The organism is Brucella sp. IR073, from assembly GCF_049065735.1.
In the GTDB taxonomy this organism is placed as follows: domain Bacteria; phylum Pseudomonadota; class Alphaproteobacteria; order Rhizobiales; family Rhizobiaceae; genus Paramesorhizobium.
The window spans coordinates 105,327-118,877 of sequence record NZ_JBAKHD010000001.1 but is presented as its reverse complement, the minus strand read 5'-3'; the positions used below and the strand labels follow the sequence as shown (position 1 = coordinate 118,877).

Here is a 13,551-nt window from a genome sequence, read left to right as displayed (position 1 = left end):
CCCGCGCAAATCGAGAGAGGTGACGATGATGGGCGACAGGGTGGTTCTGGTCGGATGCGGCAATATGGGTTTCGCCATGCTGAAAGGCTGGCTCGATTCCGGCGCGCTCGAGCCTCAGAATATCCATGTGGTGGAACCCGCCGAGGCGCTGCGCGAGCGCGCGGCGGGCCTGGGCGTCCATACGGCTCAGGATGCCGGCGCGCTTGCGAACGATCTCACGCCGCGCATGGTGCTGATCGCCGTGAAGCCGCAGATGATGGCCGATGTGCTGCCCGCTTATGCCCGCTTTGCTGCGGACGCCACTTTCGTCAGCATCGCCGCCGGAACGCCGGTGGCGCTGTTCGAGGAACTGCTGGGCGGGAAGACTGCGATCATGCGCGTGATGCCGAACACGCCCGCGGCCATCGGCAAGGGCATGCTCGTCACCTACCGCAACGCCAATGTGCTTGACGCGGACGCCGCCTTCGTTGCCGGGCTTCTGGAGACGAGCGGCGCGGTGGCAAGCATTGCCGACGAAAGCCTGATGGACGCGGTGACGGCGGTCTCGGGATCGGGACCCGCCTATGTCTTTCACTTCATCGAATGCCTGACCGATGCGGGCGTCGCCGCCGGTCTCGACCGGGCGATGGCGGAACTGCTTGCGCGGCAGACCGTTTATGGCGCGGGCGCACTGGCGGCGGAAAGCCAGGACAGCCCTTCGAGACTGCGCGAGCAGGTGACGAGCCCGAAAGGCACCACGGCAGCCGCGCTCGAGGTGCTGATGGGCGAGGACCGATTGAAGAATCTTATTATAGAAGCCGTGGAAGCGGCAAAGAAGCGCTCAATAGAGCTTGGTAAAGGTTGAATTAATTTTTATTTCCTAGATTATAGAACAAGGTTTCTTGCATCTCGTTATATCGTTTGTACGCTTTGAGCCGACGGTTGCACATGCGCCGTCGCAACGCAGACTCGTTTTTTCCGCATGATCTTGACCGAAAAGTCTGCAACTTTTCGGGGTCATGCTTAAGTTTTCCCGCATGACCTTGTCCGAAAAGTCTGCAACTTTTCGGGGTCATGCTAACCGACGAAGAGAGGAAACAGACATGCCGAGCTTGCTGCCCCCGCTTCATGAAGGTCATGCGCCGATTTATCTGCACAATGCGTTCCAGGACGCGGTCGATGCTTATGAAGACTGGATCGCCGGGACGGAAGAGCCCTCGGTCAATGTCAACGGCAAGCATACGCGCATCAGCGTCATCTTCCGCCGCCTGTGGAGCTGCACCGACCCGGTGCCGATGCGCACCCTCGCCGCCCTGCGCGATCTCGCGCCGGAGGACTGGCTCAAGACCGACGAGACCAATGGCACGACCTATGCGCAAGGCGCCCGCGCCATGCGGGCGCTGTGCGAGGAAAGGCTGAAACGGAGATTGGGTGCATAGAAGGTTCGCGCCCGCTTCGTTTACTTTTCGCGTCCAAGCCTTGATCTTTCGCCGTCGAGGATTAGCTTAATATATTACAGCAAGAGAAGGAGGGATGTATCATGGAAGGACAAGTTGTATTCTATAAAGGCGAGCGGATTTTGTATCGCCACAGGATCGAAGTGCAGGACGATGGTTTCTCCAAGGGCGTCAATGACGCGATCATCGCCTTCCAGCGCAACTATTCGGGCTTCGATCTGGCCGACGATAACATCAATATCCGTGTAACGAAGCCCAGCCTGGCCTGACGGCAGGTCGCTGCCGCCCCCAATGCACATAGCGATCCCGGCGCGCCAAGGCGCCGGTATCGCGGATTTTATGTCAGGCTCATTGCCAGCGAGGGATTTTTGGTTAAAGGAGGGAGCATATCTTCGTTCCAAAACCAGATCCCCTGATGTCCCTCGCACGCAAACGTCTCGTCATCGTCGGAAACGGCCCCCTGCCCCGCGACCTCTCCAAAGAAGTGGACACGGCGGATTTTGTCGTTCGCTTCAACGAGCCAAAGGAATCGATCGGCATGAGCGGGGTCAGGACGGACCTCCTGATGCTCGCGACATCGAGCAAGCCGGCCGAGCGGCGCGTGCGTGATCCGGGCTTCGTTCAGACGCCAACCTTCAAAGCCGCTAAGCAGGTCATGCTCGCCTATCATCCGAGCATCATCCGCCAATATCACCCCAAGCCGAATTTCCTTTCGCGGATCAAAGGACGACGCTCCGACTGGACACAGGAAACCATCGAGGTGGTCGGTGCCGCCGGCAAGGAGATACTCATCATGCCGCCGCAATTCTACATTGCGGGCTGCAAGGAATTAGGGGTAAGAGACGAGAATATGAGCAAGGTCTTTCCCAGCACCGGCTTTTTCGGCATCTGGTATATGCTCGGAAAATGCCCGGAAGAAAGCTGGGATGTGGAGCTGTGCGGCTTCAGCTGGGAAGGATGGAAGCGGCATGCATGGGCTGACGAGCGGGCGTGGGTCGAAGGGAAAGTCAATTCGGGCCGTATCACCCTGATGGAATAGGCAAAGGCGCCCGGCGGCGACGTGACATATCTTCATGAGAGGAACTGTAAATGACTGAACCGTTACGCATTTTTATCGGCTGGGATTCCCGTGAACCCATCGCTTATGAAGTCGCCAAGGCGTCAGCATTGAAGCACTCCTCCGTCCCGCTCGATATCGTTCCGATCAAATTGCAGGATCTTGTCGATCAGGGCGTTTACACCCGCGACATCGATCCGCTTGCGTCAACGGAATTCACCTATTCCCGCTTTTTCACGCCATGGCTTGCCGGATATGAGGGCTGGGCGCTTTTCTGCGATTGCGATTTCCTGTTCCTCGGCGACATTGCGGGGCTGTGGTCGTTCAACGATCCGTCCAAGGCGGTCTATTGCGTCCAGCACGATTACCAGCCGAAGGATAGCGTCAAGATGGACGGAAAGGTGCAGACAAGCTATCCGCGCAAGAACTGGTCGTCCTGCATGTGGTTCAACTGCGCGCATCCGTCGACGCGCAAGCTGACGCCGGAACTCATCAACCGGGAAACGGGCGCTTATCTCCACCGCATGCAATGGGCCGCGGATGACGAAATCGGCGCTCTGCCCACCGAGTACAACTGGCTCGAGGGCTGGAACGAGAAACCGGAAGGCAGCCTGCCGAAGGTCGTCCATTACACGCGCGGCGGCCCATGGTTCAAGGATTGGCAGAATGTGGATTACGCCGATCTGTGGCGCGCTGAGGCCGATGCCGTCGAGCCGGGCTGGCAGCCGGTCTGATCAAGCATCGTCATCAGCATTGCGAGACGGCCCGTATCGGGCCGCGTCGCATTCAGGCGCGGTTCCGGAAATCGACCATGAAACCGCGTTCGACCAGGCATTCCGGTCCCGTATATTGAACCGAGCCTTCATACATCAGCGACAGATCGTCGGAGAAACGGGTGTCCGTCACGATGGCTCTGTAATGTTCGGAGCCGCCGGCATGGCTTTTCTCCGAGGCGATGCGCCGGAATTCGTCAACGGATCGTGACGAAAAGCGGTAGTGCAGCAGCGCCCCGGTCACAGGCAGGCAATTGCGGTAGCATGGGCCGGGCCCATGAATGCTTCCCCGGTAATAATCGGTCTTCCTGTCGACCCACATCAGCGGAAATTTCGATAGCCGCATGCTGCGTCCGAAGAGGCGCTGGCGAGGCCCGCCCCGCACGGCAACCCCGAAACGCTCATGCTTGACGGTATAGCCGTCGCCGTCAAAATGGGAGGACACTTCAAAGGGATATTTCACGCCATCATCGACGAAAATTCCGTCGCGCAGCAGGCCCGGCGGATACATGTCGATCATCGGCGCCAATGACCGGCGGACGCCGCTCTGTTCCAGCTCTTCGATAAATTCGCGGATGTCGCGCCGATCCATGCGAGGGAATACGAAGAATTCATCCGCATCGACAGACATATACCAGCGGTCATATCCATAAATGTCAAACAGGGCATCGCGCCAGATACGCCCGCGATCGGCCTCGGCGTAACGGATATTTGAAACGAACAGATCGACATCGGGCGCTGCGGCCAGAATCCCGGCGGTCCCGTCATCCGACCGGTCATCGACAAAGATGAACCGGGTAACCCCGAGCGCGCGATAGTAGCGGAGGAAAGCCTTCAAATAGGAAGCGGCGTTGCGCACCACGCAAATCAAAGGCAGGTCGTCCGGGCGCAGGGCAGCGAAACTGCCTGATGACGCCGTCAGCCCGGCGTCGTCCTTTCCCTTGGCCAAGGAAAGCATCGCGTGCCGCCACCGCTGCTTCAGATTCCGGATCGGGGGGACGCGCCAATAAGCATCCCAGTCCGCTTCGTTCGCGACGGGATAGCGCATCATCGACTGCGCGGAGCGGATGCTGTATTATATTTATCGAGCATTGGAATCGATGTCGTATCGTTACGCATTCCGAGCAAATCCGCGCCTTTGAGAATCCCCCTATAAGATAAAGTGAAAAGACCTGTAAACAGTGTAATTGACCGACGCTTGCGCCGATGGCTAGCAGTTTGACGTCAATCAACACCGGTTCAGCAAAACGTGGCAAATTGCCCGCGTGCCAACGATGGACGCAAACGTTCAGAGACGGTAAGAGACATGACAAAATTTCAGGAGCGTTTGATGGACTATCGCCGTTTTTTCGAGGATGCGATCGACCAGTTGCACGCCGAGAAGCGTTACCGCGTCTTTGCCGATCTGGAACGTATCGCTGGCCGCTTTCCCCGTGCCCTCTGGCGCAACAATGGAGCGGCGCGCGAAATCACCGTGTGGTGCTCGAATGATTATCTCGGCATGGGCCAGCATCCCGATGTGATCACCGCGCTTTGCGATGCGGCGCAGCGCCTCGGCACCGGCGCCGGGGGAACCCGCAACATATCCGGCACCAACCGCCCGCTGGTCGAGCTCGAGGAAGAACTCGCCGACCTCCACGGCAAGGAGGCCGGGCTCGTCTTCACCTCCGGCTTCGTTTCGAACGAGGCGGCGATTTCCACCATCGGCCGGCTGCTGCCGGATTGCCTCATCCTCTCGGACGAGCTCAACCACGCCTCGATGATCGAGGGCGTGCGCCGCTCCGGCGCGGAGAAGAAAATCTTCCGCCATAACGATCTGGAGCATCTGGAAAGCCTGCTGAAGGCGGCGGGCAAGCAGCGCGCCAAGATCATCGTCTTCGAATCCGTCTATTCGATGGATGGCGATATCGCGCCGATCGAGAAGATTGCGGATCTCGCCGATGAATATAACGCCATGACCTATATCGACGAGGTCCACGCGGTCGGCATGTACGGGCCGCGCGGTGGTGGGATCACCGACCGCGACGGGCTTGCCCACCGCATTGACATCATTGAGGGCACGCTTGCCAAGGCCTTCGGCTCGCTCGGCGGCTATATCACCGGCTCGCGCTCCGTCATCGACGCGGTGCGCTCCTATGCGCCGGGCTTCATCTTCACCACCGCCCTGCCCCCTTCCATCGCCGCCGCTGCCACGGCTTCGATCCGCCACCTCAAGACATCGCAGGAAGAACGGCGGCAGCATCAACGCCAGGCGCAGATGACGAAAGATGTGCTTTCCGCCGCCGGACTGCCCGTAATGCCGTCGCAGACGCATATCGTGCCTGTGCTCGTCGGCGATCCCGAGCTGTGCAAGAAGGCCAGCGACCGGCTGCTGGAGGTGCATGGCATCTATATCCAGCCCATCAACTACCCGACCGTACCACGCGGTACGGAGCGGCTGCGCATCACGCCGACGCCGTTCCACGACGATACGCTGGTGCTGCAATTGAGGGATGCGCTGCGCGAAGTCTGGGAGACGCTGGGCATCCCCTTTGCCGAAACGCGGGCTCCGCAGCTCGCCAAATCCGACCGTGTCGTACCGCTGATGGTATCGCAGGCGGGGGGATGACCTCGCTTCGCTCGAAGGGAGTAAGGGAGTAAGGGAGTAAGGGAGTAAGGGACCATCCTGATTCCCTCGGAGGAGGCAACCCTTCCCCTATTCCCCTATTCCCTTATCTCCCCTGCCATTCAACCACCGCGCCACGAACGGCACCGTCACCGCGATCATGATGAACCGCGCCACATGGTGCGAGGCGACATAGGCGGGGTCGACGCCGAGCGAAAAGGCGATGACGGTCAAGGCTTCCAGCGCGCCCGGCGCGAAAGCGAGCGCGATCTGGGCCGGGTGCAAGTCGAAAAGTAGCCAGACCACGGCGCCGACCGCAAAAGCCGCCGATGTGCCTATAATGAAGGCCAGAAGCGCGGCGGGCAGATAGCGGACAAGGTGCATGCGGTGGCTGGCGTTGACGCGCGAGCCGATGAGAACGCCGAGCACGATGGTGCCGAGGTCCGAAAGGCCGCGCGGCAGGCTCGCCTCCACCCATGATCCGCCATGCAGGATGGCGCTTGCCAGCAGCGCACCCAGCATCATGCCGCCTGGCACACGGCTGTAATGGCCGATCACCGCACCGGCAAGCCCGCCCCCGAAGAGGATGGCTGCGGCCTCCAGCGTCAGCTCGTGCGTCACAGTGAAATCCACATGCGGCGCGCTGCGGCCGAGGATGGCAAGAAGCGGCGCGAGAAAGCCAATCAACAGCAACAGCCTTGTGGTCTGGATGATGGTGATGCGGACCATATCGGCGCGCGTGTCGCTCGCCGCCGCGAGCACGAAGGAGAGCGCGCCCGGCAGTGCGGAAAACAGCGCCGTCTGGCCGTCCCAGCGAAACACCTTACGCAGCAGGAGATAGGTGAAGCCGGTCACTGTGATGAGCATGACGAACAGGAGAACGAAGCTGCCCGGCCAGGCCGAGAGCTGGTTCAGCGTTTCAGGCCGCACGCCGGATCCCGCCTGCAAGCCCAGCATAAAGAAGACGATATTACGCAGCCAATCGGGCAGATAAATCCGCATGCCCGCAAGCGAGGCAATGGTGACCGATATCACCGAGCCGAGGAGAAAGGGAATGGGAAGGCTGATTGCATAAGCCGCCAATGCGCCGACCGTGGCGACGGCCAGCGAAGCGGCCATGGCGATGGCCTTCGTCCAGATGTCGTCCTTGGCGGGTTGGCGATAGCCTTGATCCATTTGTTATGTCCCCTCTGCCCGATACTACCTTATCCGCTCGCCTCTTTGGCGGTGATGCGAGGGGTTTTCAAATGGAAATGTCGGCRGGACAGTACCCCCCTCTGTCCTGCCGGACATCTCCCCCACAAGGGGGGAGATTGGCTGACACAGCGCTCCGCTCTCATCTTACGACGTCTACGATTGGTATCTGCCATCTATGAAGGCCAATCTCCCCCCTTGTGGGGGAGATGTCCGGCAGGACAGAGGGGGGTGTGCCAGGCAAATCCATCAAAACATGGCTGCTGTCATCACCTCCCCTTCGCCAGCAAATCCCTGATCTCCGTCAGAAGCACCTCTTCCCGCGACGGCTCCGGTTTCGCGGCCGGGGCGGCTTCCCCCTTGAGTTTCAGCCGGTTCATCAGCTTCACCACCACGAACAGCGCGGCGGCGACGATGAGAAAATTGATGGCGAGCGTAAGGAAGTGGCCGTAGGCGATGGTCGCGCCCGCCTCACGCGCAGCGGCGAGGGTCGGCTTCGGCTCCCCGGCCAGCTGTACGAACATGTTGGAAAAATCGAGCCCGCCGGTCAGGAAGCCGATGATGGGGGTGATGAAGTCGGCGACGATCGAATTGACCAGCCCGCCAAAGGCGGTGCCGATGACCACGCCGATGGCGAGATCCACCATGTTTCCCTTCAGGGCAAATTCCTTGAATTCCTTAAGCATGCTATCGTCTCCATACTTTGTTTTAATGCTTCCTTAAAAGATGGAGTAGAGGGGAAAAAGAGGGAACCGTGCAGGGTTGGGGAATTATCGGCATTGCGTTTCTCTATCTGCTCCTGCTCTTCGCGGTGGCGAGCCTGGGGGACCGGCGCGCGCAGCGCTGGGGGACCGAGCCGCGGCCCTATATCTATGCGCTCAGCCTCGCCGTCTATTGCACCTCATGGACCTTTTTCGGCTCCGTGGGCGTTGCGGCGGAGCGGGGGCTGGAGTTCCTCGGCATTTATATCGGCCCGATCCTCGTCTTCACCGTGGGCAACCGGCTGGTGCGCCATATCGTGCGGCTGGCAAAAGCCGAACGCATCACCTCCATCGCCGATTTCCTCGCCGCCCGCTACGGCAAGAGCTTCGCCGTCGCCTCCATCGCCACGCTGATCGCCACCATCGGCGCGCTGCCCTATATCGCACTGCAATTGAAGGCGGTGTCCGGCAGTGTGGATTTGATCGTCGCGCATTACGGCCAGTCCTTCGATCCCATCGGCTATGTGTTCAGCGACGTGTCCCTGCCGGTCGCCTGCGTGCTGGCACTGTTCGCCATCCTGTTCGGCACACGGCATACGGACGCGACCGAGCATCAGGACGGGCTTATTCTCGCGGTGGCGCTGGAATCGGTCATAAAGCTCTGCGCCTTTCTCGCCGTGGGTCTTGCCTGCACCTTCTTCCTCTTCGGCAGCCCTTCCGCGCTCATGGAGGCGGTGACGCTGAATGAAGCGGCATCCCATGCCCTCAATTACCAGACCTCCATCGGCACATGGATTGTGCAGAGCGTGCTCAGCGCCATCGCGATCCTCATGCTGCCGCGCCAGTTCCATGTCGCTGTCGTGGAAAACCGCAGCGTGACGGAGCTGCGCATCGCGCGCTGGCTGTTCCCGGCCTATCTGGTCTTGATCAATCTTTTCGTGCTGCCCATCGCGCTTGCCGGCGTGGTGGCGCTTGGGCCCAGCACCAATGCCGACCTCTATGTGCTGGCGCTGCCGCTGGCGACCGACCACCATCTGCTGGCGCTCATCGCCTTTGTCGGCGGGCTTTCAGCGGCCACCGCCATGGTCATCGTCGCCTGCGTGGCGCTGTCTGTGATGATCTCGAACCATCTGGTGCTGCCGCTTTTCATCAAGCATTTCCTGCGCAGCGAGGAAGGCGAGCCGCGCGACCTGACGCGCATGATCCTTTATACGCGGCGGGCGACGATCATCGTCATCCTGTTCATATCCTTCATCTATTACCGCGAGACGGCGGATAATATCCGCCTCTCCTCCATCGGTCTCGTCTCCTTCGCCGCCATCGCGCAGTTCGCCCCTCCCCTGCTCGGCGGCCTGATCTGGCGCGGGGCGAATGCGCGCGGCGCGGTGGCAGGCATGATCTGCGGCTTCGCGGTCTGGGCCTATACGCTGCTGCTGCCCACCCTCGCACCACCGGACGCCGCCATCCTGCGCGAAGGGCTGTTCGGCCTCGCGGCGCTGAAACCGCAGGCGTTGTTCGGCACCGACGCCTTTCCGCTTACCAATGGCGTGATCTGGAGCCTGGCGGCGAACACGTTCGCCTATATCCTCGCCTCGCTCTCGCGCAAGGCGACGCCGCTCGAGCGCATCCAGGCCACCACCTTCATGCCGCGCGACATCATGACAGTGCCGACGCTGCGCCGCTTCCGCACCACGGTGACCGTCGATGAGTTGAAAGCGACCATCGCGCGCTATCTGGGCGCGGAGCGGGTGGAGCGCTCGTTCCAGAGTTTTGCCGTCCGGGAGCAAAGAACATTGGTCGGCACTGCGCCCGCCGATATGGGCCTCATCCGCTATGCGGAGCAATTGCTCGGCAGCGCGGTCGGTTCGTCTTCCGCCCGGCTCGTCCTGTCGCTGCTCCTGCAGCGCAATGACAGTTCCACACGCGGCGCGCTGCGCCTCCTCGATGACGCCTCGGAGGCGCTGCAGCAGAACCGGGGCCTGTTGCAGATCGCGCTCGACCAGATGGAACAGGGCATCACGGTGTTCGACCGGAATTTCCGGCTCACCTGCTGGAACCGGCAGTTCCGCCTGTTGCTCGACCTTCCCGATGAGTTCGGCCAGGTCGGCACGCCGTTGTCTGAGATCATCGAGCATCTGGCGCGGCGCGGCGATGTGGCGGCGGGAAACATCGTCACCATCATGCGCAATTTCACCACGTTCCGGCAGCCCTGGCGCATAGAGCTGAAATCGAGCGGACGCATCCTCGAAATCCGCTCCAACCCGATGCCGGATGGCGGGGTCGTCGCCACCTATACGGACATCACCCTCGCCGTCGAGGCGGCCAATGCGCTGAAGCGGATCAATGAGACGCTGGAGCAGCGGGTGGAGGACCGCACGGCGGAACTGACCCATGTCAACAGCGAGCTTGCCAAGGCGCGCGCAGTGGCGGATGAGGCAAACTTAAGCAAGACGCGGTTCCTGGCGGCAGTGGGACACGACATATTGCAGCCGCTCAATGCAGCGCGGCTCTATAGTTCCGCCCTGACGGAACGGCTAAAGGGCGCGGAAGAGGAAAGCCTGACGCGCAACATCGATTCCTCGCTGGAGTCTGTCGAGGCCATCCTCGGCGCGGTGCTGGACATTTCCCGCCTCGATACGGGGGCGCTGAAGCCGCATGTCTCGGTCTTCCGGCTCGATGAATTGATGAAACAGATCGCCACCGATTTTGCGCCGCTCGCCAGACAGAAGGGCTTGCGGCTGCGCGTCGTGCCGAGCAGCGTGGTGGTGGAGACGGACCGCAATTTGCTGCGCCGGCTCGTGCAGAACCTCGTTTCCAACGCCATCAAATACAGCCGCAGCGGCAGCGTGCTCCTGGGCGCGCGACGGCGCGGCGATGCGGTGGATTTGCAGGTGCTCGACACCGGCATCGGCATTCCCGCCGACAAGCTCGAAGCGGTCTTCCGGGAATTCACCCGGCTTGACGAGGGCATGAAGGAGGCCGAAGGGCTGGGACTCGGGCTTTCGATCGTGGACCGCATCGCGCGCGTGCTGTCGCTGCCGCTGGATTTGCGCTCCGTGCCGGCCAAGGGAACCGTCTTCTCGGTACGGCTCGCGACGCTTCAACAGCCCGTGCCGGCCAAGGCAGGCGAGGCATCGCCCGGAGCCTACCGCGCCAACGAACTCTCCGGCACGAATGTGCTCTGCATCGACAATGACGAGCGCATCCTCGCGGGCATGGAGATCCTGCTCGGCGGCTGGGGGTGCCAGGTGGCAACGGCGCGCAGCGGCGCGGAACTGAAAGCAGTTCTGGCGGAGGGAGGTATGACGCCCGACATCATCCTTGCCGATTACCACCTCAACAATGAAAACGGCCTCGACCTGATCGGCGAGGCGCGCGGCTATTACGGGAAATTACCGGCCGTTCTCGTCACCGCCGACCGCTCCAACGAAGTACGCCTGCGGGCAGAGGCGGAAGAGGTGACGGTGCTGCACAAGCCGCTGAAACCGGCGGCATTGCGGGCCTTGCTTTCGCATCATCGGACGCGGATGCAGGCGGCGGAGTAGATCAGCGAGAGCGATTCTTGATATATTTATCGTAGCCAATCCAACCAAAGCAGGCCAGACCGACAAGGATCGGGAAAACATACCACATGAAAATTTGATCGGTCATGGTTTCCGGCTTCCAAGGACGTATGTTGCCATTCTAGCACAATTTACGTGGAACGGAACCGTCGGCCGCCTCGCGCCCTCCTTCCCCCTTGCGGGGAATGTGCCCGCGTTAGCGGGCGGATGGGGGTGGTGACGTTTGCGCCACTTTCTCAGACAAAAGCGCAAACGTCACCACCCCCACCCGACCCTTCGGGCCACCCTCCCCGCAAGGGGGAGGGAAAGGCGCGGACGTCAATTCACCGTCTGAATCCCATCCCCGCCGATCTTCGATAGCCGGATGACCGCCTGGGTGCGGCTGTCGACGCCGAGCTTCTGCAGGACCGCCGAGACATGGGCCTTGATGGTCGCCTCGGATACGCTGAGCTCATAGGCGATCTGCTTGTTGAGGAGGCCTTCAGCGAGCATGGAGAGGACGCGGGCCTGCTGGGGGGTCAGGGTGCGGATGCGGTGGATCAGGTCGGATATCTCAGGGTCCGGCTCGCCGCCGAGCTCGACTTCCGGCGGCGCCCAGATATCGCCTGAGAGAACCGCGCTTACCGCCTTTTCGATATCCTCGATGCCTGATGATTTGGAGATGAAGCCGGAAGCGCCAAGCTCCAGCGCGCGGCGGATGGTGGCGGGATCGTCGGTCGCGGAGACGACGATGATCGGTAGTGCCGGCTGGATCGATTTCAGCGCGACGAGACCCGAAAGGCCGCTGGCGCCCGGCATGGTCAGGTCAAGCAGCAAAAGGTCGATGTCGGGGGTTTCGAGGACCAGCTTCCTGGCGGCGTCGAAATCGCCCGCCTCGATAATATCCGCCTCCTCAACGCTGTGCATGAGCGCGTGCCTTAATGCCCCCCGGAACAGCGGATGATCATCGGCGATGATGAACTTCGATTTCATGACACCGCGTCTTCCCCATTATATATGATAGCGGCTGTTTCCTTCCGACTAACGGGTTTTTCCAGCTTTTCAAGCCGAAATCAAATGGACGGAAATGGTCGCGAAAGGCGCGCCCGCCGCAGTATGGCCTTATTGTGCAACAGGAATAGCCATATTGGAACACGCATCGTTTCCGGATAACCAATAAAAAGGCCGTTATGACCCCGCGCAACACGCTTTATCCTGAGATCACACCCCATCGCGACGAGATGCTTCCCGTTTCGGACCTGCATACGATCCATATCGAGGAATGCGGCAATCCGGAGGGCAAGCCCGTCATCATGATCCATGGCGGGCCGGGCGGCGGCATCACGCCAACCATGCGGCGCCTCCACGATCCGGAGCGCTACCGCATCATTCTGTTCGACCAGCGCGGCTGCGGCCGCTCGACGCCGCACGCCGAACTACGCGAAAACACCACCTGGGATCTCGTCGCCGACATGGAGCGCATTCGCGAGCATCTCGGTGTCGAGCAATGGCAGGTGTTCGGCGGCTCGTGGGGCTCGACGCTGGCGCTCGCCTATGCGCAGACCCATCCGGAACGGGTGAGCGAACTCGTGCTGCGCGGTATCTTCATGATCCGCCGCTTCGAGATCGACTGGTTCTACTCCAACGGCGCGAGCATCATCTATCCCGACCGTTTCGAGGCTTATCAGGAACACATTCCCGAGGCGGAGCGCGGCGATATGATAGCCGCCTATTACAAGCGCCTGACCGATCCCAACCCGCAGGTGCAGATCGAAGCAGCGCGCAAATGGGCGCGCTGGGAGGGCTCGGCCCTGTCGCTGCTGCCCGACCCCGCGCGCGAGAATGCCTTCGGCGAGGACCATTACGCCATCGCCTTCGCCCGCATCGAGTGCCATTATTTCCAGAATCGCGGCTTCTTCGACACCGACGATCACCTCCTACGCAATGTCGAACGCATCCGGCATATTCCCGGCGTGATCGTGCATGGGCGCTACGACATGTGCACGCCCTTCATCAATGCCTGGCAGTTGAAGAAGGTCTGGCCCGAGGCTGACTTACGCATCGTCGAGGATGCCGGTCACGCCGTGACCGAGCCGGGCATCGTGCATGAGCTGATCGAGGCGACGAAGCGGTTTGCGTAAGGGAGTAAGGGAGTAAGGGAGTAAGGGAGTAAGGCTAAAAATCGGCTTTTTCACCCCGGTTCAAGGCTTTTTCCCTATTCCCCTACTCCCTTATTCCCCTAC

12 protein-coding genes are annotated in these 13,551 nt (G+C 61.1%); 8 read left to right on the top strand and 4 right to left on the bottom strand.

Annotated features, from left to right (window positions below):
* Window positions 1-28 precede the first annotated feature (28 nt).
* The 5 genes from proC to ACOWVG_RS00575 all read left to right on the top strand — a co-directional run bounded on the left by proC (window position 29) and on the right by ACOWVG_RS00575 (window position 3,227).
* Window positions 29-844 (top strand): pyrroline-5-carboxylate reductase, encoded by an 816-nt coding sequence (proC, locus tag ACOWVG_RS00595; protein WP_420960135.1) that lies wholly within the window; start codon window positions 29-31, stop codon window positions 842-844.
* A 238-nt stretch (window positions 845-1,082) separates the two neighbouring features.
* Complete coding sequence (locus tag ACOWVG_RS00590; RefSeq protein WP_420959423.1) at window positions 1,083-1,418, top strand: hypothetical protein; 336 nt, start codon at window positions 1,083-1,085, stop codon at window positions 1,416-1,418.
* A 101-nt stretch (window positions 1,419-1,519) separates the two neighbouring features.
* Window positions 1,520-1,705, top strand: coding sequence for a hypothetical protein (locus tag ACOWVG_RS00585; protein WP_420959421.1), 186 nt, complete (start codon window positions 1,520-1,522; stop codon window positions 1,703-1,705).
* A 146-nt stretch (window positions 1,706-1,851) separates the two neighbouring features.
* Window positions 1,852-2,475, top strand: a complete 624-nt coding sequence (locus tag ACOWVG_RS00580; RefSeq protein WP_420959419.1) for a glycosyltransferase family 29 protein — start codon at window positions 1,852-1,854, stop codon at window positions 2,473-2,475.
* Window positions 2,476-2,525: 50 nt separating this feature from the next.
* Entirely contained in the window at window positions 2,526-3,227 is a 702-nt protein-coding gene (locus ACOWVG_RS00575; protein WP_420959418.1) for a glycosyltransferase, read from the top strand.
* Between the two features lie 52 nt (window positions 3,228-3,279).
* Here the strand turns inward: ACOWVG_RS00575 and ACOWVG_RS00570 are convergent, their stop codons facing one another.
* On the bottom strand, window positions 3,280-4,224 hold the full coding sequence (locus tag ACOWVG_RS00570) for a glycosyltransferase family 2 protein (RefSeq protein WP_420959417.1): 945 nt from the start codon (window positions 4,222-4,224) through the stop codon (window positions 3,280-3,282).
* Window positions 4,225-4,596: 372 nt separating this feature from the next.
* Here ACOWVG_RS00570 and hemA point away from each other — a divergent pair, with 372 nt between their 5' ends.
* Complete coding sequence (gene hemA / locus ACOWVG_RS00565) at window positions 4,597-5,874, top strand: 5-aminolevulinate synthase (RefSeq protein WP_420959416.1); 1,278 nt, start codon at window positions 4,597-4,599, stop codon at window positions 5,872-5,874.
* A gap of 87 nt (window positions 5,875-5,961) precedes the next feature.
* Here hemA and ACOWVG_RS00560 read toward each other — a convergent pair whose 3' ends face one another.
* Window positions 5,962-7,047 (bottom strand): AbrB family transcriptional regulator, encoded by a 1,086-nt coding sequence (locus tag ACOWVG_RS00560; RefSeq protein ID WP_420959414.1) that lies wholly within the window; start codon window positions 7,045-7,047, stop codon window positions 5,962-5,964.
* 287 nt (window positions 7,048-7,334) lie between these two features.
* Window positions 7,335-7,751, bottom strand: coding sequence for a large conductance mechanosensitive channel protein MscL (gene mscL, locus ACOWVG_RS00555; protein WP_420959413.1), 417 nt, complete (start codon window positions 7,749-7,751; stop codon window positions 7,335-7,337).
* A 68-nt stretch (window positions 7,752-7,819) separates the two neighbouring features.
* Between mscL and ACOWVG_RS00550 the strand changes: the two genes are divergently transcribed.
* Complete coding sequence (locus ACOWVG_RS00550) at window positions 7,820-11,311, top strand: PAS domain-containing hybrid sensor histidine kinase/response regulator (RefSeq protein ID WP_420959412.1); 3,492 nt, start codon at window positions 7,820-7,822, stop codon at window positions 11,309-11,311.
* A 336-nt stretch (window positions 11,312-11,647) separates the two neighbouring features.
* On the opposite strand, the gene ACOWVG_RS00545 is transcribed toward ACOWVG_RS00550, so the two are convergent.
* Complete coding sequence (locus ACOWVG_RS00545; protein WP_420959411.1) at window positions 11,648-12,301, bottom strand: response regulator; 654 nt, start codon at window positions 12,299-12,301, stop codon at window positions 11,648-11,650.
* A gap of 197 nt (window positions 12,302-12,498) precedes the next feature.
* Here ACOWVG_RS00545 and pip point away from each other — a divergent pair, with 197 nt between their 5' ends.
* Complete coding sequence (pip, locus tag ACOWVG_RS00540; RefSeq protein ID WP_420959410.1) at window positions 12,499-13,449, top strand: prolyl aminopeptidase; 951 nt, start codon at window positions 12,499-12,501, stop codon at window positions 13,447-13,449.
* Window positions 13,450-13,551 lie beyond the last annotated feature (102 nt).